A 23058-nucleotide genomic window follows, 5' to 3' on the forward strand; every position below is an offset into this window, starting at 1 on the left:
AATGAATTCTTCCATTCTCTTAAAATATTAACGAAGGTTTTTAGTCTAGTGCCAATTCCTCTGGTTCTGAAAGGAGCTCGATATTTTTATTTTTTAAAGCTTCTTCCATCATGCTTTCAGAAATCCAAATTTCACCGATTTCAAGCGTATTTTTTATTCTTACCACTCTCACTTTATTCAAATCGAAGGCATTGCACGTTTTGATAGCAGCTTTAACAGCCAATTCCTGCGTATCTAAAAACATCGGGAGCTTTACTACATCTGTCACTGTGCTTGTGAGTGCATTGGCATAGCCTTTTTCCCATTCAATTTCATTCATGACGGCCTTCGTCGTCATATCAGCCATGCCGATGCCGTTTGCATTACCGTGAGTTTTTTCAGTAAGTCCCAGTACAACGGTCCGTTTAACCTCTGGCCCCCCGGTAGCATATGGAGTGGCGAAGTTACCCGTGATATTCGGATCCATTCCATCTCCCGAAATATCCTTTCCGAGTTCATTTACAATAAGTACGTCGATCGAATCGAAATGGATTTTTGGCATCAATGATTTTGCTTCAAGCAATAGTCCCGGTTCCACTTCCTCCAGTTCCTCCGCTGGGACTGCGACGATTTTCGCTGGTTTATCATAGGCATTTTCAATAGTCGCAAGACCAAATATGATAGGAGCTTTCGCTAAGGAAATTTTCGCCATTTCAGGGACATGTTCCGCCATATACTTAAAGCTGTATGCATGTGCAGCCTCGGCTCCTTTTTGCTTGCCTAAACCGATTGTAATCATTTTCATTAGTCCGCTTTCAACCGGTCCACGAAATGCCGTATGTGGTTTTATCCGATTAATGACTATGATTTTATCTGATTCATATGCAAGCTTATCAATATAGACAGGGAGCCCATTTGGCAATTCATCCAGTTGAATAACTTCCATCGATGACATTATTGGCGCTCCAACCGATTCTTCTGAAATACCCAGCTGAAGCAATACATCGATTTGTCCCTCCGCTGTAGCACCCCCATGGCTTCCCATTGCAGGGACTATAAAAGGATTGCCGCCAGCCTCCTTAACGGCAGCCACCGTTTCTCTTACTAGAGTAAGAAGATCCGCTACCCCTCTGCTTCCTACTGCAATCGCCACCCTGTCATCTTCATTTATTCTTGATAAGACACCTGCTTCTTTTATCGCCTTCTTCACCTCACCAGCTACATCAGCGATTTGAGGTGTACGAAATTTCTGCCTCACTTTGACCATTTTCGGTAATTGGATTTCACGTAAAAGTTCAGAGATAATATCCATTTTCAATCCTCCAAACAGTCTGGATTATTTACCGCGTACTTTTTCAACTTCGCTCATCATTTCCTCTACAAGATCCGGCCCGAATTTTTGAGCATATTCGTCCGTCACTGGTTGGATGATTTTCTTCATTTTTTCCTTTTCTTCCGGCTCTACTTCATTGATTTTCATTCCTTCTTTTTTTAGATACTTAAGTGCTTTTTCATTTTCTTTTTGGTTAACTTCCCGTTGGTACTTTCCAGCCTCTTGTGCAGCTTCACTCATGATTTTTTGCTCTTGTTCTGATAGGTCATCCCAGAACTTTTTGCTTACAAGGAATACAAATGGTGTATAAACATGATTTGTAAGACTTAAGTATTCTTGCACTTCATTATATTTTTGCGTTTGAATGGTTGCGAGAGGGTTCTCCTGCCCATCAACAGTGCCTGTTTCCAGTGCAGTAAATACTTCTGAGAAAGCCATCGGCGATGGATTCGCCCCTAACTTTGAAAATGCATCTAAATGCACTTCATTTTGCATGGTACGAAGTTTAAGCCCTTTGAAATCGTCAGCCGTTTTAACAGGGTGTTTGCTGTTGGTTATGTTTCGGAAACCATTTTCCCAGTATCCCAAACCTACTAAATCATGTTCCGGTAATTTATCCAAAAGTTTTTTGCCTACTGCACCATCAAGTACTGTATAAGCTTCTTCTTCATTATTAAAGACAAATGGGAAATCATAAATTCCAAATTCCTTAATCATACCAACAAGTGGTGAGGTTGAAGGAACAGTTACTTCCTGTAAGCCACCTTGAAGAGCTTCAGTCATTTTCTGATCATCTCCGAGGGTGGCATCAAAAAAGTTTTGGACTTTCATTTTCCCCCCGCTTTTTTCTTCAACCAGTTCTTTAAATTTCTCCATTCCTTTTCCTTGTGGATGCATTTTACTATTTCCGATCCCTGCTTTGATTGTTCTTTTCTGGATACCGTCAGCTGAAGCGCTTTCATTTTGTCCGCTTCCGCAAGCACTTAATAACAGTACTGCTGGCAGTAAAACTCCGACCGCCAAACGTTTAAACAAATTATTCATTATCATTTTCCTCCTATAAAATAAGATGAATATCAGCATACAAACCGAAGTAGCAGTTTAATTCCGTTAGGAGGTAAACCATCCTAGAGGAACCAGCACCAATGAAGGAAACAGTAACAATAAGATCAATACAATCACTTCAACGATCAAGAAAGGCCAAATCCCCTTCATGATTTCTTCCATACTGATCTTACTTATGCCGCACATGACATTTAAAACGGTTCCGACAGGTGGTGTAAGTAAACCGATGGCGTTATTCAGGATAAACAGGACACCAAAGTAAACTGGATCAATACCTGCAGCGACCACCAATGGCATCAAGACAGGTGTTAGAATAAGGATTGTCGGCGTCATATCCATAGCAGTTCCAACTACGATAACCAATAGGTTTATCATTATTAATAGAAGCAATGGATGATCCATAAATGGCTCCAGCAATCCAATTACCTGACCAGGTAAATCGGCTACGGTTATCAGCCAGGATGACACGAGTGCTGCAGCAACCAGAAACATGACAACACTCGTCATTTTTCCTGCATGAACAAGAACCTCATACAAATCTTTCACTTTCATTTCGCGATAGATTACAAGACCAACAAATATTGCATAGACTGCAGCCACCACTGCTGCTTCAGTCGGTGTAAATAAACCGAATTTCAATCCACCAATGATAATGACGGGCAGGAATAGAGCCCAAATGCCTTGGCGAAGAGAAGTAAGTATTTCTTTTGCTGAAGCTCGGGGGTTAACGGCGACTTTATCTTTTCGTGCAACAATGGCCCAGGTAACGGTAAGTCCAACCGCCAGTAAAATACCTGGAACGATTCCTGCCATGAACAGCTTTGTAATGGACACACCGCTTGCGACCCCGAAAATGATAAAACCAATACTTGGCGGAATAATCGGGGCAATGATACCACCTGATGCAATCAACCCACTTGACCGGTTCACATCATAACCGGACTTCACCATCATTGGAATTAATATAGCCCCAAGCGCTGCCGTATCGGCAACAGCAGATCCTGATAAACTCGCAAACAACACACTGGCAATGATCGCAACATAACCAAGGCCTCCCTTGATATGACCCACCAATTTCATTGCCATCTCAACGATACGCCGTGATAAACCGCCCCGATTCATCGCCTCTCCTGCCAGCATAAAGAATGGTATGGCCATTAGAGGGAAGTTATCCGCACCACTGATTAGGTTTTGTGCAATAATTTGACTATCAAAAATACCAAGAAAGAACATAAGGACTACGCTACTAACAAGTAAGGCAAATGCAATAGGTATTCCAAGTCCCATTGCTCCCAGTAAAGATCCGACAAATACACCTATCATCCCTGCTTCTCCTCCTTAACTATCCTAATATCTGACTCAAATTCATCAGCATGGAGGGAAATTAGCTCTTCTGACTCACTTATCATCACCAATTCTTCGTCTTTAATTTTATTGAAGAAAATCCGAAACAAATTGAAAATGATCATACTGCCCATTGAAATACTTACAAGAATACCTGTCCCATATACAAAAGCCAGTGGCATTCCAGTGGCCGGTGCAGCACTATCAATGTTTATCATAGTCATTTTCCAGCTTCCATCCAGGATTAAGAGAAGAACGAATAACATCATCAAATCACTAATAACAAGTACCACTTTTTTCATTTTATTCGGAAGCCGTTTAATGACCATGTCGACACCTAAGTGTTCTTTGTTTTTGAAAGCTCCGATGGCGCCGAGGAACGTCAACCATATAAAGAGATACCTTGACATTTCTTCTGACCAAGTAATTCCTGAATTAAAGAAATAACGAAGAACTACATTACCAAACACGAGTACGACCATTATTGCTAAAGCAGATGCCATTATAATGTTCAACGAATTTTCCAATATTTTGGATATTTTATTCACCTATACATCTCCCCCTTCCTAATCTAGAGCGCCTGCTTCATTCTGCTTTTATTTTTCCGACGAGCTCCTCCGCCCAGTCATTTTCCTTAAAGACGTCATCATAAACAGGTTGGGATGCTTTTAACATTTTTTCTGAAAAGTCTTCGTCAGGCGTAGTGAATTTGATTCCATTATCCTTAAGATATGCTTTGTCATCTTCATAACTTTTTTCCATCAATTCAAACTCATATGCTGCCGACTCTTTTGCTGCTTTTTGAATGATTTTTTGTTGCTCCTTTGTTAGCCCTTTATAGAATTTGCTATTGATAATGTAAATATTGGGGCTGAACATATGCTTGGATTCTAATACATCACTTTGAACTTCATTCCACCCCGAGGATCTCAGCGTGGCAATGGGATTATCTTGAGCATCAACCACCTTTTGTTCAAGTGCGGTAAAAACTTCTGAAATGGGTAATGGGCTAACGTTCGCTCCCAATGATTCACCTAATTTTATGTAATTCGGGATGTTCGGCATTCTCAGTCGGAGCCCGTCAAAATCTTTCATGCTCTTAATTGGACGATTACTCGAAAACATCCTAAATCCGTTTGCACTCCAAGCAAGCGGTGTCACTCCATGTTTTGGATCAAGCTCTTCTGTCAGTTCCTCTCCGATAGGTCCATTCAATACCTTCTTTACATGATCGTAATCCCTAAATAGGAAGGGCCATTCCGGAACACCCATTTTAGGAATGTCCGACTGCATAATTAGTCCTGGAACACCCATTTCGATCGTTCCATTTCTGACTCCGTCATAAAATTCTTTTTCTGCACCTAATGTACTGTTCGCATAAATCCGAACCTCTAGTTCACCATTACTCTCCTTTTCAACCATTTTTTTGAATTTTTCTTTCAAGGCAATATTTTGAGGATGATTTTCGGCAAAATAATGTGCCACTTTAATCGTTTTCTTTTCAACTCCAGATCCACTGGTTTTTTCTCCCTCGCCTCCACCACATCCTGATAAAAGGAATGCCATAGCTAGAGTTAAGCTTGTGGAGAATGCAAAAAGCTTTCTTTTTTTCAATAAAAACCCTCCCCAAAGTTTTTTGTAAGCGTTATCATTTATGGCTGATGTTAATAACTTCTCCTCACCCTTGTATAAGCAAAATTAAATCGTTTTATATTATAAAACTCCGTTTTTGTTTTATCCGGAGTAAGGAAAACACTTTACCTCTAATTACGGTTTTCAAGTTGATTCATGACGTTAAACGATTACTTTTAATAAAATGAAGGGTTAATTTGTTCTATAATATAAAACCCGGTTTTTGAATTTGAAATCTTACGTTGATTATAAGCTTCCATTTTCACTAATGTCAAACCATTTTTTGAATTTTATAACAATTTAACAAATCCTCTATTTCACATATTAATATTTAGAGGTACAACATGTAATAATTTCATTCTTCCAGTCAAGATTTATAGAATGAGAACGGAAAAGAAAAAAATTTTTTTATACTAGGATATTTATAGGATCGAAAATTATACAAAACCAGGTTTTCTTAAAAATACATTCCCTTACTCTTTTAAATTAACTTTTAGTCGGGAATTTTGTATTTCCTGATGAAAAATCTGTCTATAAGAATTTATTTTTCTTATTTGAACTTGAGCTTTATCAAAGTGGTATTGACTGTTTAATTTTTTTCCTTGTTATTAAGTTTATTAACCCGTCCACTACCTTCAAAAGATATATTCCATTTTTAAAGGTTTATTTCTTACTTTCTCTTTTGAAAAATTACCATTCATTATTAATATTGAGATCTTTTCATAATGAACCTCTCTTACCAACAGGTTAAAGACTAAAGGACACCCGAAGATTTTAAAAAGGTCTCATTAAATATATTACCGATATATAAAACAATGTAATCTTAATGGCAATCGTAGTGGGTGCCTTAATATGGTTCTTGAATAGAAAGTTAAGCCCCCTTCTCAAAGTCAGTATGGCTGCAAAGGAAATTTATTAACAGCCAATACACTGATTAGCAACACTAGGGTAAAGGGAAACGACGAAATCAAGATTTTAGTGAAATGCTTTGAAGAAATGATTACCAATACATGTATGATCGTCAACTCCATGAAAAGCTCATCATTCCAGCTATTGGAGTCATCAAGTGATATCGAACACAAAATCAAAGAAATGGATACTTCCACACAAAATATCGTTAAAGGCATTCAACAAGTTGCAGGAGCTGCAGAAGTACAATTGCACAGAAGTGAAGAATCATCGAGGAAATGACCATAGGAATACAAAGAATTGCCGAAGCTTCGTCAGAAGTCAGCGAACAAACAAATCATGTTTCGACTAGAATGTCCATTGGAAATAAAGATATAAATGAACTTTCAAATCAAATTCTACTAGTAAAAGATGTGATGCTGCAAACAAGTTCAGAAATAAAAAAGTTGGACGAACAAGCAAACGAGATTGTGAATATTGTACATTTAATTACTGGAATAGCAGAGCAAACAAACCTGCTATCACTAAATGCGGCTATTGAAGCTGCTAGAGCCGGTGAACAGGGTAAAGGGTTTGCGGTCGTATCGAACGAGGTACGGAAATTGGCAGTAGGCACCAAGGAATCTGCTATCAATATACAAGAGTCCCTACTTAATTTTAAATCCATCATAAATGAATCAGTGAAAATGATGGAAACTGGAACTAAAGAGGTAGAGGAAGGGACAAGATTTGTCCTGAATACAAGAGAAACTTTTAAACAGACGATGAGCTCTTTTGAGCATGTAAGTGATCAAATACAGGAAATATCCGCCATTATAGAACAAATGGCAGCAAGTTCTCAAGAAATCAATGCTTCGATAGAAGATTTTGCAGAGTTAACAAGGGAAACTGCAGTGGCTTCAAAACAAGTGGCACAATCAACAGATCAACAAGCAAAATCCATGGAGGACATCTCCTTCTCAACCTCTTCGATGGTAAAGCTCGCTAATGACTTAGAAACATCTGTGGAACAGTTTAACGCGTAAAAATCTTGAACTACAAATTCTATTCCTATATTAAGAAAGGGATTTTGCTATTAATGCAAAATCCCCATTTTTATTTTGCAAGAAATATACATTTGTGTGTATTGATAATAAAGTTGTTCAATTCTATTCTTAGAAATACAAAAACCATCTATCCATTACGCTGATAGATAGTTATTAAAGCTATTTAAAAAGTGAATATTTCTATAGATCTTTGATTTTAAGAAATAATAAACTTGTTTAATTTTCGGAGAACAAATCTTTTAAAATTGCGCCCTTATTTACATTCTTCACACAATACACTATCAGCAGTTCTTGCGATTGCATTATCTAATCGTGATACTAACATATCTTTTTCAGAAGGCATTGTTACAATAGCAGTAAAACGTTCACCTTCTTTGATTTTTCTACCACAATTAGTACAAGTTAATTCCTTAGATAGAAATGCATTTTTCAATTTATCCAATATCTTTATCCACTCCTATTCTGCCCATTTCTTAACTATATGAATATCAAAATATTCTTATTTTCATTATACTTTACGACATATGAAACTTTCATTTCATACCATCTATTTAAACGACTTTTTTATTTTTAAATGACTATATTATTTTTAAAAAAACTTTATTATTCGTGAACAATTTGTGCATTTCCCTTTAATAACATTTTCTTTAATTTAAGGCAAACGAATCTTTAGTCATATTCAATTAGCCAGTCCCGTTTGTCCATAAAGAAAAAGGTGCCTTAAGACAGCTCCGATTTTTAGTTAACGGATGCGTTAGTTTAATAGGAATTTGTTATTTCATTAAGGTTTTACTGTTATTAAAGAGTATAGATTAGTATCAAATGAAACATCATTTTGGTACATATAATTTCTCAATATCCCTTCCTTTTTGAAACCTAAATTTGCCAACAACTTATTGGATGCTTTATTTTCAATAAAAACAATTGCTCCAATACGCGTTAGGTCAAGCTCTTTAAAACCATAAGAAATCACCTCACTGGCAGCTTCTGTTGCATAACCGTTACCCCAATCACTTGGGAAAAGTGCATAGCTCAGTTCTGCTCTCTTATGTTCATGAGACCACTCTTGAAATCCAATTGTTCCAATAATGCCATCCTTCCCTTTCAATTCAATTCCCCATTTAATCCCACGTTTTTCATCGAAGTTCTTTGAAAAATTCCTAATAATTTGCTTCACCTGTTCTGTATTTGTTAATGGAGTTTGACCATAATACCGTAGTACATCTTGATTGGAAAAACATTTTAATATATCCCATGCATCACCTTCAACCAATTCTCTCAAGACCAACCGTTCAGTTCTTAATATAGGAAACATTTCTCCACTCCTTAAAACTAGATTCCTCTTAGCCATTCAAATTAGTTTAAACTTGGATAAATCCTTGAGAAAAACCATCTTTATTTGTTTATGAACATTTATATAAATAACCGCCCCAGGCCCTTGAAATTACTTTCTATACACGTCCCTCCGCATTTCCTCACTTAGATATGCATGAATTTTTGTGCATCCCCATTTTTTTCATGGCCCATTAATTTCGATCAACCACCTTTAGGCCTCCATAAATTTGTAGCACAACACCCGTACGTACTACCCTAGCTACTGAAATATCAGACTTCCATTCAAAAAAAAGGTCATCCAGTATAAAAACCGGCTAACCCTATAATAAGAACGCACCCTTTAGCTTTATGAGGGCTTGACATAGTTTCCCAATCCAGATTACATGATATATAGACATTCAATGAATACAGTAATTGAATATCCTCTGCCATAATTAGGATTTGCTGTTATGTTCCACAGTTATTACGACATTTCCCTTCTTGTGTCCTTTCTCGACATATCTATGGGCTTCAACTATCTCTTCAAACGCATAATATCTGTCAATGACCACTTTTAACTTCCCCGCTTCAACAAGTTCTTTAAGTAAGTTTAGAGCTTCGGGGGTTTCAGGTGAATTCTGACTCAATATTAGCTTCTTGCCGCTTGTCAATTTAGTCCATAGCATTCGAACACCTGGTAACGGTACAGTGACATTTAGATAAGTTCCGTCCTTTTTCAGCGATTTCATACAAGCTGAAAACGAACTCTTATCTACCGCTTCAAATATAACATCATAGGTCTCATCCATTCTGGATAAATCTTCTTTAGTGTAGTCGATTACTTTATCTGCTCCCAGAGATTTTACCAATTCTAAATTTGTGGTACTGCAAACCCCTGTAACTCTTGCTCCGAGATACTTGGCAATCTGAACTGCATAACTTCCGACACTTCCTGAAGCACCATAAACAAGAACCTTTTGACCACTCTCTATGTTAGCTTTTCTAAGATAAAACAATGCTGTACGTGCCCCTATTGGAATGGCTGCGGCTTCCTCAAATGATAAATTATTGGGCTTAATGGCTACTGATCCGTCTTCAGGCAGACACTTATACTCGGCATAAGCACCAAAACCCACTTGGGAAGCTGCAAATACATGGTCACCTGCTTTAAACAGCTTGACATCCTTACCTACTGACTCAACTTCCCCAGATAACTCCAAGCCTAATATGGATTTTTTTGGACGTCTTAAACCAATTATGATCCGAGCAGGTAGCCAAACAGAGAGAGGAACTTTAAAGCTACGTGACCGAATATCCCCCATTGTTACCGTTGTCGCTTTTACTTTTACCAGTATTTCATTATCTTTAGGAGTAGGTTTTTCTACCTCTTTCAGTTGAAGAACGTGGGGGGGACCATACTTTGTGTATACAATTGCTTTCATTTACCCTCCTCCAATTCGATATATTCACTTAATACCTACGAATCGTCAAAAACTGTTCTTAAACCATCCTGCTCCGTTATTTTAATAAAGAATAACCCAAACCCTAAATTTTGGCAATCCAAACTGAAGTGAGAGCCATTTTTATAGGAATGATGTTAACAGGAATAATGGAATGGTATGCTTTGCACTTTCATTGCCTTATTCCGGATCCTATCCAAGAAGCGAGTAACTATTGTATAATCTCTAAAGGCGTTTATAATAGCTTACTCAGCTTCATTTCTCTTCATGCCTCTAATAAGTACCTCAGCCACCTCAGGACGCGTAAACTCAAGTGGCGGGATAAGTCCCTTTCGAAGCATTTCCCTGACTTTGGTCCCACTTAATATAAACCTGTCTTCATCTTTATGGGGACAGGTTTTCATGGAAGCCATGTTCAAGCATTTTTTGCAGAAAAAGCTATGTTCAAAGAACAGGGGTTTTATGCCTATTTTCAGGGGGTCAAACTGGCTAAAGATTTCTTGGGCATCATATGTGCCATAATAGTCGCCTACACCTGCATGATCTCGGCCGACAATAAAATGTGTGCACCCATAATTCTTACGAACAATTGCATGAAATACTGCTTCCCTTGGCCCTGCATAGCGCATTGCCGCTGGGTATATGGCAAGCAATACCCTATCCAATGGGTAGTATCCTTTTAGTAAAGCTTGATAACTTTCCATCCGAACATCGGCAGGTATATCATCTTTTTTCGTTTCACCGACAAGAGGATGCAATAATAGTCCATCAACAGTTTCCAATGCTGTTTTTTGCAGGTATTCATGGGCCCGGTGTACAGGGTTCCTCGTTTGAAACCCAACAACAGTATTCCAACCTAAATCCTTGAACATCTTTCTCGTTTCGGAAGGGTTCAAATGAAATTTTTCGAATGGCTCATGTGATGCCCCATTTATTAAATAAATAGGTCCTGCGACATATATATCCCCTTGTCCAAACAGCTTTTTAACCCCAGGATGGTTGGGATCTGCTGTTTTATATACGAGTTCGGCTTCCTCCTGCTTATCGTATTCAAACTTCTCTTCCACCTGAATGATACCAATAAGTTCCCCTTCATCACTGTATAAAGCGACTTCGTCCCCAATGTTCAGCCGACTTGCCTCCTCCTTCGTGACAGGAAGAGTGATCGGTATCGTCCATGGTAAACCATTTGCCAGATGCATATCTTTGATGACGCTCCGGTAATCCACTTTTCCCATGAATCCCACAAGCGGGCTGAACCCGCCGTTTGAAATCATTTCCAGATCGGAAACATTCCATTTCGAGATGGTCAGGGACGATAAAGATTTACACTTTTCCAAATACTCTTGACGGTCAGTTGCTGATAATTCACGTTGAATCAATTTCCCGCCATGTGGATCGATAATGTTCCTTTGTGCCTGCATTTATAACTCCTCAATCATTAGATTTGGTTTGGTTTGTTTCATATTCTCCTTTTCAAATTCGGACATGTACATGTTAAAGACCATTATCCTTTAAATATTTCATGACCTGCTGCACGCATTCTTCAATGGTGTAATGATTGGTTTCTATAAGAATCTCTGGATTTCCAGGTTCTTCATAAGGATCCGAAACGCCTGTGAAGTGAGTGATTTCCCCATTTCTAGCTTTCTTGTACAATCCTTTTGGATCCCGTTTTTCGCAGGCCTCGACGGGACACTTTACATAAATTTCAATAAACTCATCTTGTTGTACCTTTTTTCTTACTTCCTCCCTGTCACTGGCATAAGGCGAAATGAAAGTGGCCAACACAACGATTCCGCTATCCACAAAAATTTTGGAGACTTCCCCGATTCTCCTTATATTCTCTTTACGGTCATCCGAGCTGAAACCAAGGTCTTCATTCAATCCATTGCGTAAATTATCTCCATCTAAAATATATGTCGAAATTCCCATCGCATACATTCTTCCTTCAACCATATTTGCGATGGTAGACTTACCCGACCCTGATAACCCTGTAAACCAAAGAATATAGCTTTTATGTCCGTGCAGAGCTTGCCTTAGCTCTTTCGTAATGGAAAAAGGATGTTGATGGATATTCTCTTGTTGACTCACACTATCTCCCCTTTATTCTTTATGGGACTCCTTTTTATTGTTCCTGATGACAAAGACTAAAGAACCTGCCCACGCAATTAAAATAATCATATATATATAGGGTGCCCAATGATCATGGTTAGTCCAAGTGGCAATCAACGTCCTGGCATTCGTCAAGATGATAAAACCCCCAACAAGGACGCCCAATAAATAAGATGGCAATTTCGTAACGATCCATGCAGCAATCGGGGCAGCAATAATCCCGCCTACCATAAGGGAGATTACCCAAAACCAGTTGACTTCCTGCCAACCTAATGCAATGAGGAACCCTAAGGTTGCGGAAACAGCAATAGCAAACTCGCTTGTGTCAACAGTTCCAACAACTTTTCTGGCAGGAACGCCTTTTTGGGATAATAGGACAGGAGTTGTGATGGGACCCCAACCTCCCCCACCGGTTGCATCTGCGAAACCGGCTATCAAACCTAATGCTATCGATTTTTTTCTGGATAGATTAATTGATTTCTTTTCATTTATTTTCTGAGACGTTTTTAAAAAGCGAAAAAGTACATACACGCCAAGAAACAGCAAAAATATTGAAATGTATGGTTTTATCACATCTCCTGGTAAATTACTTAAAAAACACGCTCCTGCAAATGCCCCAACAGATCCTGGGATGATTAATTTGAAAAGGGCTTGGCGGTCCACATTTCCGAATTTCAAATGAGAAATGCCTGATGCCGCAGTTGTCACGACTTCTGCCAAATGAACAGATGCGGAGGCCACTGCCGGTGCGATTCCGAATGTCAGCAACAACGATGTGGATGTAACCCCATATGCCATACCTAATGACCCATCGATCAGCTGAGCCAGAAATCCGATAAACGCGAATATAATGAGCTTTCTCATTTTCTCCTCCTACATGAGCATTCCCTTATTTTTATAACCTACATGTTGCCAAGTTTCTGTAACTTACCAATGAATGACGCTCGTCCAATGTCGATTATCGGAATTAAGTCTTGCTAACAAAAACTTTTTCCAATTGGTGACAATCCCCTATTATTAGGGAAAAATGAATGATTTCTATAAGATATGCAAAGAGCTTTATGTATGTTAATTGACTTAAGACGAAGTTGGAAAATTAATTTGGGCACTCTCGAGGTCTGGTGATGATATCCAAGCTAAAGAAGCCCCTGTTTTATAAACAAGGACCTTCACTATCCATCATGATCATCTATTGCTTCCTAAGTTCATTTACCAATAATTGTTTCATTTTGGCATGATGTCGATTAACCACATGCCTATTTTCCAACTTGATGCTACCTTCATGTTTTTTAGAGCCCATTTCTGTATGAATCCTATAAAGTAATAGGGGTTGAGGCACAAAGTGAAATTTGAAGTTTTGCAATATCCGCAACCATAAATCATAATCATGTGTGTATTGAAGCGTTTCATCAAAAACTCCGATGAGCTCGAAAACCTTCCTGTGAATCATAACCGAGCAGCCGTTAATAATGTTTCCTCTGATCATTGCTTTAAAAAGTTCAAGTTGATTAGACGGGTATATTCCTATTAAGGGAGAAATGATCTCTCCATCATCATCCATGCAGTAATAACTGGTATAACTAAAATAGGCATTCTCCCTTTTCATTAGATCCAACTGGACTTCCGTTTTTTCTGGGTAAAAGATGTCATCAGAACTAAGCCAGCATACATAGTCACCTGCTGCATTTTCGATTCCGGTATTCAAGGCACTGGCCGTCCCGCCATTTTCCTTTTTAATGTAAATGATTTTATCTAGAAACGGATCGATTTTTTCTGAATATAATGTAGAACCGTCATTGACTACGATAATTTCAATATTTTTGTAGGTTTGATTGACCAAACTCTCCAAAGCTTTATCGATATATGGACAATTATAAAATGGAACAACAATCGACACTTTCTCCACATTCACCCTCCTTCAAAGAACAGTGAACCCTAATTTCCCTTCAAAAGAAGTATAACTATATTCGTAATATATGAGACTCATTGAGCGAATATTAACAGATTACCTTATCTAATAACTGCCAATAAATTCAGTCTCTTATCTGTCATATATTCTAAAAATTGGATGAAGTACATATGTTGATAAGGGCTTCCCACCATTTATAACGACTTAAACATGAATTATATGTACATAAACATGCATTCGATTCTTTTTAAAAAACTGCTGGAGGTTTTCAATTATGCAGCACACCACTTTTCCTGCTTTCCAAAAGAATGGCACCATAACGACTAAAAAAAGACTATTCACTGAAATTCAAAATACATTTACCATAGAATTCTGGGCAAAACCTGAACTTCCTCATGAAGTCAAAAAAATAGCGACAAGTGGCTTCTCAAAAATTATTAACGAAAGATTTGCCATAGTACCGGTATTTGGAGCATATGATGATGGGGATGGTACTCGGGCAGGTGTTGGAGTATCGGTGGGAACAAATGGAATTTCAATATATGAGCATACAATTGACCATTTCCCTGCGACTTTGATTCACGAAACTCCAATAAATGATTGGACGCATATTGCTGTTGTATATGCTAATAAAAAACCCACATTATATATAAATGGAAGATATACTAAAACGGGAAAAGTCAGTAGAAAAAAAACAGTAGTTCCTTCGGGAGTTTTTGCGGGAATGAAGGATTTAAGCTTTTATGTTGGTGGTCTAAATGAAATACGAATCTGGAGCACAGCAAGGATGTCCCATGAAATCCAACAAAATATGAGTAAAAAACTTACCGGGAATGAACCAGCGCTTTTTGGTTATTGGAAATTGGATGAAGGTACTGGTATTATCGCTCACGATTCAACCATGAATAAAAACGACGGAACAATTGAAGGAGCAGACTGGCACTCACCTAAAAATTCAGAAAAGCCGAAAACAGACATGAATGTCTTGTTTACTTTTTTTGTTCCGAGCGGCGGAATAGAAACATTAAATAGACAACGCTTTTATGCTCTGGCAAAAGAACAAATAAACTGTCACTTTTTATATACACAAAATGGAACGGGACTACAAAACAAAATTAATACTTCTATTTTTGTTACAAATAACGATGATGAAATTAAAGGTATTATCCTAAAAGGAAATTATGATGCTATTGTTGTTGCTTCCGATCTTGTGCTATTACAAACAATAAAGAAGTTTGGGTACAAGGGAATTTTAATTTACGAAAATCAAGGGTTAGGTTTCAACAAAGAATATGCAGATAATTATCTACAAGCTCACGCCCCCATAATAGATAATTATTGTGACGCAATTTTGTACCCCCAAACACCTCATCTTATTCAAGCGTTTGAGACTTATTTTCCTAATAAGAAAAAATTTTGTTTTCATAATTGTTTCAATACTGATGATTTTAAATACCAAATACACACAAAAAGAAATAACCCCATTATTGGCTGGGTAGGAAGGTTGGAGGAAAATAAAAATTGGAAAGACTTTTTATCTATTGGGTCTAAATTAATCACTAAAAATCCTTCTATCCAACTTTGGATGTTTGAAGATGACACATTGTCAAATCAGGAAGAGAGGTTAGCCTTTGAACAAAAAGTTAATGAATTAAGCCTGAAGAACCACCTTAAGATGTATGTAAATCAGCCACATAATAAAATGGCTGAATATTTTTCAATCATTGGTGATTCCGGTGGCTTTTTATGTTCTACATCAAAAGTAGAAGGGTTTGGATATGCAGTTCTGGAAGCAATGGTTTGCCGATGCCCTGTTCTATCAACAGACTCTGATGGGGTACGCAGTTTTATCAGACATAATCAAACAGGAAAATTTTTCGATCAGGGAAATATCGATCAGGCAGAATTAGAAGGAAATGAGTTATTGTCAAACATTCCTTTAAGAGAAGATATTAGAAGAAAGGCCGTCAAGCATATTGAAACAAATTTCTCTCCGGGTAAATATTCGAAAAATTTTATAAACATGATCCACGATCTTAAAAATGCAGATCAATAAGACCCATTCCTCTCCAGCCTTTAGCCGCTTATAGTGGTAAGAGTACAACATAAAGGGAATCACCGCTTCCATTCAAAAGGAAGCGGTTTTTCCACATGTTATTTCTAAAATTTATTTATCCTGATTTGTAAGAGCCATTAGAGGAACCCTATAGAATTAACATATATTTTTGGCCTCAATTATATATTACGGTTCTCAATTCTCAATGTTTTAAGATTTTAAAAGATTAATAGACTAAATCTATTTTCATTTCGAATTATTTAATCTGAATAAATTGTAGCATTGAAGCTTTCTGGGCCTACTCTTATAGTTCCTATTGCACTAGCGGTTATGAACGCTGTATAAACAACTTGGTTATTAGCGGGAATGGGAACATTAAAATCAGAAGCTGAAAATGATAGTATCTGCGGTCCTAAAACAGATAATTCAAGATCTTCCCGTGCTGAATAAATAAGGAAATCAGTGGGATTATTTCCCCTCACTATCGTCATGGTAATAGACGTGGCAACAGGTAAAAGTGGAAGTTGAACCGTTACTGTTCCAGATATTTGAGTGCGTACAAGTCCTGTTGCACCCTCTGTATTAAGAGTTAGTCTAGCAAAAAGTTGAGGTGTAGTGGATACAAGAATTCCAATAGAGTTTGCATAACTAGCATTTTGGGATGTTCTCGCATCAAGTAACTTAACCATTATTCATCATCCTTTCTTGGAGGCTATCCAATAATATATGAAGTCATCCCCCAAAATGCTTGTACCATTTGAAGTATTTATTAAACAAATGTGAATCGTCTACACTTATCTGGACAGAAGTTTTAAGGGCAGATACACTTAACTCACTACAGATAAGCTAGCACTCAAAATGACCAAGCGAGAACGCCGTACGTTCACTTCCGAATTTAAACAACAGATCATTCAACTCTACCAAAATGGGAAAAACCGAAAGGCTCTTATTAAAGAATATGAACTTACTCCTTCTTCTTTAGACCGGTGGATACAACAGAGTGAAAACACAGGTTCTTTTAAAGAAAAAGATAACCGTTCACCTGAGGAACAAGAACTTATTAAACTACGAAAAGAACTGAAGAAGGTACAGATGGAGAATGATATTTTAAAGCAAGCCGCGCTGATACTAGGACGAAAGTAAATGTCTTTAAACGGAACAAAGATAAATACTCGGTATCAGCATCATTCTGGATTGGATATAGGCTGCATTATTTTTCTTTCTGAAATGATTACATTTCCTTCTTCGTCTTTTTGAGCTGGAATGGTAACCTCATGATATTTTTTTCGTCCCCATTCATCAGTCAGATATTTTCCTTGCCAGCGTAAGCATCCGCTATTTCCTAGCAGACCCTGGTGTTGCACTTGTTATTCCCAAAATAAATAGATCATTTGAAGCGGCCTTTTGGATTTTATCTTCTGTCGACACAGTAACGAAATAGCCAACATCAATCGAGTTTCCATCGGCTGTTTCAAACATTTCTGCGTAATCACCTGCTGGAGTTAAATATGCTCCATCCACAAACATATTGCCGTTATTCAAAAGTTTTCCAACTAGACCTGTAACATCATAGGCTACTGCTCCGAAAGCTACATTCCACGAATAAGTTGGACCCCCATCTGTAGCATTAACAGCTCCATTTCTACCCATAATATGGGCTCCTTCGAAACCATTGACTGTTGTACTCAATCCTTCAGTATGAGATAAATCCCCACTAGCAATTGTACCTGATCCTTCGAAATGGCCGCAAATCCACTTGCTCTTGTACCGCTACCTTCTGCGTGGGAAGAATCGCTACTTGCGGTTGTACCGTTACCTTCGGCATGAGAAATACTTCCGCTTGCTACTGAAAATGGACCTTCGGCATGTGATGCAAATTCATTGGCTTGTGTATTAAATGATATGTCATAACCCATGCTTTATGACACAGAGAAACAGTCCAGCGCTGTGGGAATTAAGAATTTTTTCTTCTGGGGTGTTTTAAATTCGCATTTTCCTAACTCTATCCTTAGTGCAGCTGCAGGACCCGGCCAGACGGATTGGGGCTCCCATTTTAAAATGTTACAGGTCCCATTCCTGTACACTTTTTTGTCATCGACCTTGTAGGAGTTTATTGGTTATCGCCAAACCAGATGTTTGCAACTCCTGTCCGAGTGTCTGTCCAAACGGATACAAGCCGGCCTGTCTGAGGGACAATCGCATTTCCAATGTAGTCCCCAATGACATCAAGGCCTGCGACACTAAACGAAGTCGTCGTAATGCGTTTGTTTGTAAACGTTTTTCCTCCATCTCTGGATGTAGCAAGAAAAACGTCAATATTAGGTGGATTTACCTGATTGGTGTAATAGGAAATAAACATCGCTCCATCCGCTGGGGAAACGGTGATGGCAGGGAAAAAGTTCTGGGATCCCACCGGACTGGTCACAATGGGTTTCGGTGTACTCCAATCTACGCCAAAGTTTGTTGAGATAGAGAGAAAGATCTCGGAATAACCGTTTTGAAAGTCTTGCCATACTCCATAGACATTTCCTCGCGTCTCGGGTGCGTTTGAGATATCCCCTGCCATGTTGGCGTATGTCAGGCACCTGAAATTGTAGCCTGGTAGTGGTGAAGGTGGAACAACGACCGATGCAATCTTGGTTTCAATTCCGTATGTTGCCCCTCCGTCTTTTGATGTACTAGTATTGAATGAGGTTATACCGGGAGGTTGGGTAATCCATCCTACGATAAGAATTCCATCTAAAGTGATTGCGATTCCAGGGAATTCTTCAAATTCATGGACGGAAGAGAGGAGACTTTGATCAGAGAACGTCTTTCCTCCATCTTTGGAACGATTGCAGAATATTGTATTTCCCGGTCTAAATTGCGTGTTGTAATCGTGCGTATAAGCAGTGTAAATGTTTCCAAAAAACGGGCTGGATCCGGCCTTATCACTGACAACAATCACCTGATCGTCATTGACAAACTGTCCAAACCCTTGGTTCACAATGACAGGCGGTTCGAATGAAGAGGCGTTGTCTGTGGATGTATAGGTCACTGCCGAACCACTGAGACCGTCGGTATCAAAGGCGTGTACTACTATCACGAATGAATTGGGAAATATATAATCAATATGTGGCGCCTCCATGGCAGCGAACCCAGTTGGTAACGGGAGTAACCTCGTACTCCATGTTGCGCCTGCATCGATTGACTTGTACAAGCCAACATTCGGTAATCCTGCCATAAACTCTACAGCTACCACAACCATAACGGAGGGATTTAGCCAGTTTACTGCAATGGTTGGCTCGAACTGAATATTAGTACTTGGCGAGATTTGTACGTTTACCATAGTTAGATTACACCACCTTATGGGTTGAGTTGCGCAATTTGAGTGAGTTGTTGTTGCAGCACTTTTTGATGATGAATTACGTTTCCGGATGAATCAGTACCGAATACATTGATGACTGTATCTGTTGGAACTTGTCCAGTAACTAGAAGTTGAACCTCGTAAGCAAAATTACCTGCGATGTTGAAATTAAGAATTTGGCTTGTGTTCGCATTGATATTTAGTGAATTGACATAAATCAGTGACTTACTCGCCAAGCTATTCCATACGTAGATATGATAAACAACGTTAGATGAAAAACTAAGATTATCGTTGTCAATGTTAATCACAATATTCGATGCAGGAGTGATCCCCGTATTCGTAATTATACCAGTTGTTAAAGCCATGAAAGCATCACCTCTATTAGTTTTACTTTAGTATATGAACTACAGGTTAATGTTGTGTGGACAAGTTCACCTGTAGCTCGTTTTCGTTGCTTCCAGAGCGCACACACCGCGATCGGCATAAGCCGGCATTTCGTTCAAATAGCCTCTCGGTGATGAGCTTAGTCTTTTTCAAGCCCACTGTTCGCATACACATCCTAGCAGCTGACCCTTTTTTTTTAACTACGATTGAGGGTGAACTCCAAGATTCTTAAGCATGGAAATAAAATTCCGTACATAAGCGTCCACAGAGAAGTGTTTTACGATGTGCATTTCTCCGCTCTCTCGAAGCGTGGTTCTCAAGGACTTGATCGTCATCATGTCGTTTGCTTTCTGAACCGCATCATCGATATCATCACGTTTGTAAAACATCCCCGTCTTTTTGTGAAAAATAAAACTGCGAACACCGTCCGAATCCGTAGCCAGTACAGGACATCTGCAAAGTAACGCCTCTGCTACCGCATAACCGAAACCTTCCAGCAAAGAAGTTGAGCATAGAAATCCACCCGAATCTCCGATTATAGAATAATAATCCGCCATTAATCGCTGTGGCACATTCGAATAACGGATTAAGCGAGGCCTGAGTTCTAACTGATCGACTCTTGATTCAAAACGCTCCTTTTCGGAAGGGTCGGATAAATCCGCATCAACGAACATCCACAAATACAAATGCGGGTTTAGATCTATCATTCGATACCCGATTTCCAAAAAATCGCTCCAATTTTTGTTGTGTTCGATCCGTCCGACCCATCCAATGATCGGACATGGCTTGATAGGATAAGCTATATAGCGAAAATTGCTCGTATCCAGCGGATTATTAAAGCTGAACTGTTTGATAGACTGGGTATGAGATTTAAACAAGGAAACAAGATGAGAAGTGTCGGGTAATAAGACCGCGTTGCAGTGGGTTTTCACATATGGAGCTACAGTCTGAATGGTTTGTCTGGATGTCTCCCAATCTCCAAAGCCTTGAACCTCATAGATAATTGTTCCCTTGTAACCGATATTTCGTAATTTCTCCAATAAAAAATAATCAGAGGCAACGATAATTGCATCATAGGCTTCCTTCTGTATGATGTCTCTAATCTCATCAGCTTGATTGGTAATGAAGGTAGTAATCCCTTTTATATTTTTATACCCCTCTGAATAATTGCTGTAAAGCAAATGGCAGGTCACTCCAGCCTGTTGTAAAGCTTCACAGCGAATGTGATTCAACGTACCCATGCCACCACTCGGTTGATAGAAGGTAAATAGCAATTTCATAGGCTCTCACTCCTCAACAAGGATATCAGCTTATTAGTTCTGTAGAGACGATCCTCCAGCGATTCGCCCGATTCATGATGATCGGAAAAGCCTACCAACGTATGATCTTCCGTATAATAGCAGCATTGAATATTGGAGTTGGCTTTCTTTAGTTGATAACAAAGTACCTCTAGCTCTGTCGTGATCCGGAATAGCTCGGGCCCCAAAATGAATACATAAGGAGTTTTTACGTTTACCACCTCTTGCCGGATTGCTTCGTTTACAGATAAATGGGGAAGCCGTAGAAATACCACTGTGGGGTGAGAAATTTGTTCGATTTGTTTGGTAACCTCTCCATCTGGTGATAAATCCAACACCGTTACACGGTAATTACTGAAAGATTGTTCATAGAGATTTTCCAGACGATCTAGACTGGCTTGGTCAAGTTCTCGCAAGGGAAGTAATATGGTTATCTCAAATGGGATCCCACGTCTATTCCTAGCGAGATACCTTGCCAAATGGTAAGTATATCTCCATTCCCTATGCTTTGCGGTGGATTGCAGCTGCAAAGAGACGCTATGCGGGGAATTCACACGATAATCCATCAGTTCTATCGGAATATATCGCATTTCACAGTGCTCGTTCAAACGAAGCCAGTAGTCATAGTCCTCTACAGGCTCCAGCCCATAACCGTCGATCATTTTGGCGAATTTCGATTTGTACATAAAGGATACTCCTACAATAGATGCATCCAGTAGTGCTTCTTTGGACTGAGACTGGTACTGTCTCAGTGCAGCCAATTCCACCTCGCCTTGAAGCGGAAGTCCTTCGCTGTTTATGGAGCGAAAGCTGCTGTAAACTAATCCTAGTTCTTCACCTCCAGAAACCAGTGTGTTTCTTAATGTTTCCAGGAAATAGGGATAGTAGACGTTATCGCTGGATACCCAGGTTACATAGTGAATGTTCTGATCTTTAAATAGATGACTAAAACCACGATTGAGCGATCGTGCTACTCCAAGATTGGTCTCATTGATTAATATTTCAGCTCTTGTATCGTCCTGTACCATCGTTTGGATGAAAGGCAGCATCTCCGGCGCCCCATCCACCACAATGATCAAGCGGTAATCCCTAAACGTTTGGGTTAATATCGTTTGGATTGCAGAATATAAATATAAGGGAAGTTGTTTATAAACAGGCATAACAATACCGAGATCAGTCATATAAGAGCCTCCTACTTACTTTTTTTTAGTGTATGTTCAAATGGCTTAAATTGTAAGGGTATTTGTCCAACGATGATACAATATAACAAAGCTATGATCCATATTCTCTAACAAATGGAGAAACAAAAAAGCCCAATTTCTCAATTTAAATGATGAGAAATTGGGCTTTTTATTCTGGAATTTCCTTAACGTTGTAAATTCGCGTTATCATTCCTGTAGAGCATTAATTATCGGCTTTGAAAAAAAAAGAGCCCCTCAGTATGATGAGAGTGGTATTATCCCCTACAGGTAGACAGAGAAAAAAGAGAGCATGATAAAATGTTCTTAACAGTCTATCTGGGAGGGGATTTTTCTATGGAAAAAAAGGGCAAACCTTTCAAACATATACAGAAAAATTAAAGCGAGAAGTCGTTCGATTGAAGTTGGAAGAAGGCTGGTCTTATCGTCAGCTTCGTGAGAGATTTGGTATCAAAAGTGATGCGCAAATAGCGAATTGGGTAAAGGAAGTGCAAAACAATGAGCTGTTTGAAGACCAACGTGGTGTATGGAACCGTAAGAACTTTTCTAGTGTTGAAGAAGAAAATGCTTATCTGAAAGCGCAGGTGGACTAATTTAAAAAAGCGCAATCCAAATCTACATGGGAAGGAATGGTCCTGAAAGCCGAAAGGTTTCAAGTAATTGATGGAT

General features: G+C 38.8%; 23 protein-coding genes and 2 pseudogenes. 5 read left to right on the forward strand and 20 right to left on the reverse strand.

Features of this window, described 5'->3' with window-relative positions; all coding sequences use genetic code 11:
• Nucleotides 1-40: 40 nt before the first annotated feature.
• From SB775_RS17760 to SB775_RS17780, 5 genes are read right to left on the reverse strand one after another with little or no spacing between them, the layout of a single operon-like run.
• Nucleotides 41-1291 carry a nickel pincer cofactor-dependent isomerase, group 22 gene (locus tag SB775_RS17760; RefSeq protein WP_410862534.1) on the reverse strand — a complete coding sequence of 417 codons (1251 nt, stop codon included), beginning with the start codon at nucleotides 1289-1291 and terminating at the stop codon, nucleotides 41-43.
• A 24-nt stretch (nucleotides 1292-1315) separates the two neighbouring features.
• Nucleotides 1316-2362, reverse strand: coding sequence for a TRAP transporter substrate-binding protein (locus tag SB775_RS17765; RefSeq protein WP_410862535.1), 1047 nt, complete (start codon nucleotides 2360-2362; stop codon nucleotides 1316-1318).
• A gap of 60 nt (nucleotides 2363-2422) precedes the next feature.
• Nucleotides 2423-3700 carry a TRAP transporter large permease subunit gene (locus SB775_RS17770; RefSeq protein WP_410862536.1) on the reverse strand — a complete coding sequence of 426 codons (1278 nt, stop codon included), beginning with the start codon at nucleotides 3698-3700 and terminating at the stop codon, nucleotides 2423-2425.
• Nucleotides 3697-4269, reverse strand: coding sequence for a TRAP transporter small permease (locus SB775_RS17775; RefSeq protein ID WP_410862538.1), 573 nt, complete (start codon nucleotides 4267-4269; stop codon nucleotides 3697-3699). The genes SB775_RS17770 and SB775_RS17775 overlap by 4 nt, the downstream gene beginning before the upstream one ends.
• A 37-nt stretch (nucleotides 4270-4306) precedes the next feature.
• Nucleotides 4307-5335, reverse strand: a complete 1029-nt coding sequence (locus tag SB775_RS17780) for a TRAP transporter substrate-binding protein (RefSeq protein WP_410862540.1) — start codon at nucleotides 5333-5335, stop codon at nucleotides 4307-4309.
• Nucleotides 5336-6349: 1014 nt separating this feature from the next.
• Here SB775_RS17780 and SB775_RS17785 point away from each other — a divergent pair.
• Both SB775_RS17785 and SB775_RS17790 read left to right on the forward strand, forming a co-directional pair.
• Nucleotides 6350-6544: a hypothetical protein gene (locus tag SB775_RS17785; protein WP_410862541.1), complete on the forward strand. Its 195-nt coding sequence runs from the start codon at nucleotides 6350-6352 to the stop codon at nucleotides 6542-6544.
• A complete protein-coding gene (locus SB775_RS17790; RefSeq protein ID WP_410862543.1) occupies nucleotides 6541-7287 on the forward strand; it encodes a methyl-accepting chemotaxis protein in 747 nt (248 codons plus the stop codon). Before SB775_RS17785 ends, SB775_RS17790 begins: the two co-directional genes overlap by 4 nt.
• 274 nt (nucleotides 7288-7561) lie before the next feature.
• Here the strand turns inward: SB775_RS17790 and SB775_RS17795 are convergent, their stop codons facing one another.
• From SB775_RS17795 to SB775_RS17825, 7 genes are all read right to left on the reverse strand, one after another.
• Nucleotides 7562-7750, reverse strand: coding sequence for a hypothetical protein (locus SB775_RS17795; RefSeq protein ID WP_089363363.1), 189 nt, complete (start codon nucleotides 7748-7750; stop codon nucleotides 7562-7564).
• 339 nt (nucleotides 7751-8089) lie between these two features.
• Nucleotides 8090-8623 (reverse strand): GNAT family N-acetyltransferase, encoded by a 534-nt coding sequence (locus SB775_RS17800; RefSeq protein ID WP_410862545.1) that lies wholly within the window; start codon nucleotides 8621-8623, stop codon nucleotides 8090-8092.
• Between the two features lie 454 nt (nucleotides 8624-9077).
• Nucleotides 9078-10064, reverse strand: a complete 987-nt coding sequence (locus SB775_RS17805; RefSeq protein WP_061463440.1) for an NAD(P)-dependent alcohol dehydrogenase — start codon at nucleotides 10062-10064, stop codon at nucleotides 9078-9080.
• Nucleotides 10065-10327: 263 nt separating this feature from the next.
• Entirely contained in the window at nucleotides 10328-11506 is a 1179-nt protein-coding gene (gene sat, locus SB775_RS17810; RefSeq protein ID WP_410862547.1) for a sulfate adenylyltransferase, read from the reverse strand.
• A 73-nt stretch (nucleotides 11507-11579) separates the two neighbouring features.
• On the reverse strand, nucleotides 11580-12176 hold the full coding sequence (gene cysC / locus SB775_RS17815) for an adenylyl-sulfate kinase (protein ID WP_410862548.1): 597 nt from the start codon (nucleotides 12174-12176) through the stop codon (nucleotides 11580-11582).
• Between the two features lie 12 nt (nucleotides 12177-12188).
• The gene (locus SB775_RS17820; RefSeq protein WP_410862550.1) at nucleotides 12189-13061 is read right to left on the reverse strand and encodes a sulfite exporter TauE/SafE family protein; all 873 of its coding nucleotides are present in this window, start codon (nucleotides 13059-13061) and stop codon (nucleotides 12189-12191) included.
• A 325-nt stretch (nucleotides 13062-13386) separates the two neighbouring features.
• Nucleotides 13387-14103, reverse strand: coding sequence for a glycosyltransferase family 2 protein (locus SB775_RS17825; protein ID WP_410862551.1), 717 nt, complete (start codon nucleotides 14101-14103; stop codon nucleotides 13387-13389).
• Between the two features lie 277 nt (nucleotides 14104-14380).
• Between SB775_RS17825 and SB775_RS17830 the strand changes: the two genes are divergently transcribed.
• Nucleotides 14381-16162, forward strand: a complete 1782-nt coding sequence (locus SB775_RS17830; RefSeq protein WP_410862553.1) for a glycosyltransferase — start codon at nucleotides 14381-14383, stop codon at nucleotides 16160-16162.
• Between the two features lie 260 nt (nucleotides 16163-16422).
• Here the strand turns inward: SB775_RS17830 and SB775_RS17835 are convergent, their stop codons facing one another.
• Nucleotides 16423-16851, reverse strand: a complete 429-nt coding sequence (locus SB775_RS17835; protein ID WP_410862554.1) for a hypothetical protein — start codon at nucleotides 16849-16851, stop codon at nucleotides 16423-16425.
• Nucleotides 16852-17020: 169 nt separating this feature from the next.
• Between SB775_RS17835 and SB775_RS17840 the strand changes: the two are divergent.
• A pseudogene (locus tag SB775_RS17840) lies at nucleotides 17021-17346 on the forward strand (transposase); the annotation flags it as partial.
• On the opposite strand, the gene SB775_RS17845 reads toward SB775_RS17840, so the two are convergent.
• The 7 genes from SB775_RS17845 to SB775_RS17875 all read right to left on the reverse strand — a co-directional run bounded on the left by SB775_RS17845 (nucleotide 17347) and on the right by SB775_RS17875 (nucleotide 22371).
• A complete protein-coding gene (locus SB775_RS17845) occupies nucleotides 17347-17526 on the reverse strand; it encodes a peptidase G2 autoproteolytic cleavage domain-containing protein (protein WP_410862556.1) in 180 nt (59 codons plus the stop codon).
• Nucleotides 17498-17812: a peptidase G2 autoproteolytic cleavage domain-containing protein gene (locus tag SB775_RS17850; protein WP_286140945.1), complete on the reverse strand. Its 315-nt coding sequence runs from the start codon at nucleotides 17810-17812 to the stop codon at nucleotides 17498-17500. Before SB775_RS17850 ends, SB775_RS17845 begins: the two co-directional genes overlap by 29 nt.
• 35 nt (nucleotides 17813-17847) lie before the next feature.
• Nucleotides 17848-18078, reverse strand: coding sequence for a hypothetical protein (locus SB775_RS17855; protein WP_410862558.1), 231 nt, complete (start codon nucleotides 18076-18078; stop codon nucleotides 17848-17850).
• 194 nt (nucleotides 18079-18272) lie between these two features.
• On the reverse strand, nucleotides 18273-19490 hold the full coding sequence (locus tag SB775_RS17860) for a sialidase family protein (RefSeq protein WP_410862559.1): 1218 nt from the start codon (nucleotides 19488-19490) through the stop codon (nucleotides 18273-18275).
• Nucleotides 19491-19507: 17 nt separating this feature from the next.
• Entirely contained in the window at nucleotides 19508-19873 is a 366-nt protein-coding gene (locus tag SB775_RS17865) for a hypothetical protein (protein ID WP_089363351.1), read from the reverse strand.
• 219 nt (nucleotides 19874-20092) lie between these two features.
• The gene (locus tag SB775_RS17870; protein ID WP_410862561.1) at nucleotides 20093-21172 is read right to left on the reverse strand and encodes a glycosyltransferase family 4 protein; all 1080 of its coding nucleotides are present in this window, start codon (nucleotides 21170-21172) and stop codon (nucleotides 20093-20095) included.
• Nucleotides 21169-22371 (reverse strand): glycosyltransferase family 2 protein, encoded by a 1203-nt coding sequence (locus tag SB775_RS17875; protein WP_410862562.1) that lies wholly within the window; start codon nucleotides 22369-22371, stop codon nucleotides 21169-21171. Before SB775_RS17875 ends, SB775_RS17870 begins: the two co-directional genes overlap by 4 nt.
• A 359-nt stretch (nucleotides 22372-22730) precedes the next feature.
• On the opposite strand from SB775_RS17875, the pseudogene SB775_RS17880 reads away from it, so the two are divergent.
• A pseudogene (locus SB775_RS17880) lies at nucleotides 22731-23058 on the forward strand (transposase); the annotation flags it as partial.

This window comes from Peribacillus sp. SIMBA_075 (assembly GCF_046534585.1).

Excerpts from the sequence above, each read along its gene's own strand:
- SB775_RS17760 (WP_410862534.1), bottom strand. The coding sequence starts at position 1,291 with ATGGATATTATCTCTGAACTTTTACGTGAAATCCAATTACCGAAAATG.
- SB775_RS17765 (WP_410862535.1), bottom strand. The coding sequence starts at position 2,362 with ATGATAATGAATAATTTGTTTAAACGTTTGGCGGTCGGAGTTTTACTG.
- SB775_RS17770 (WP_410862536.1), bottom strand. The coding sequence starts at position 3,700 with ATGATAGGTGTATTTGTCGGATCTTTACTGGGAGCAATGGGACTTGGA.
- SB775_RS17785 (WP_410862541.1), top strand. The coding sequence starts at position 6,350 with ATGATTACCAATACATGTATGATCGTCAACTCCATGAAAAGCTCATCA.
- SB775_RS17790 (WP_410862543.1), top strand. The coding sequence starts at position 6,541 with ATGACCATAGGAATACAAAGAATTGCCGAAGCTTCGTCAGAAGTCAGC.
- SB775_RS17800 (WP_410862545.1), bottom strand. The coding sequence starts at position 8,623 with ATGTTTCCTATATTAAGAACTGAACGGTTGGTCTTGAGAGAATTGGTT.
- SB775_RS17805 (WP_061463440.1), bottom strand. The coding sequence starts at position 10,064 with ATGAAAGCAATTGTATACACAAAGTATGGTCCCCCCCACGTTCTTCAA.
- sat (WP_410862547.1), bottom strand. The coding sequence starts at position 11,506 with ATGCAGGCACAAAGGAACATTATCGATCCACATGGCGGGAAATTGATT.
- SB775_RS17820 (WP_410862550.1), bottom strand. The coding sequence starts at position 13,061 with ATGAGAAAGCTCATTATATTCGCGTTTATCGGATTTCTGGCTCAGCTG.
- SB775_RS17830 (WP_410862553.1), top strand. The coding sequence starts at position 14,381 with ATGCAGCACACCACTTTTCCTGCTTTCCAAAAGAATGGCACCATAACG.
- SB775_RS17835 (WP_410862554.1), bottom strand. The coding sequence starts at position 16,851 with ATGGTTAAGTTACTTGATGCGAGAACATCCCAAAATGCTAGTTATGCA.
- SB775_RS17850 (WP_286140945.1), bottom strand. The coding sequence starts at position 17,812 with ATGGGTAGAAATGGAGCTGTTAATGCTACAGATGGGGGTCCAACTTAT.
- SB775_RS17855 (WP_410862558.1), bottom strand. The coding sequence starts at position 18,078 with ATGGGTTATGACATATCATTTAATACACAAGCCAATGAATTTGCATCA.
- SB775_RS17860 (WP_410862559.1), bottom strand. The coding sequence starts at position 19,490 with ATGGTAAACGTACAAATCTCGCCAAGTACTAATATTCAGTTCGAGCCA.
- SB775_RS17865 (WP_089363351.1), bottom strand. The coding sequence starts at position 19,873 with ATGGCTTTAACAACTGGTATAATTACGAATACGGGGATCACTCCTGCA.
- SB775_RS17870 (WP_410862561.1), bottom strand. The coding sequence starts at position 21,172 with ATGAAATTGCTATTTACCTTCTATCAACCGAGTGGTGGCATGGGTACG.
- SB775_RS17875 (WP_410862562.1), bottom strand. The coding sequence starts at position 22,371 with ATGACTGATCTCGGTATTGTTATGCCTGTTTATAAACAACTTCCCTTA.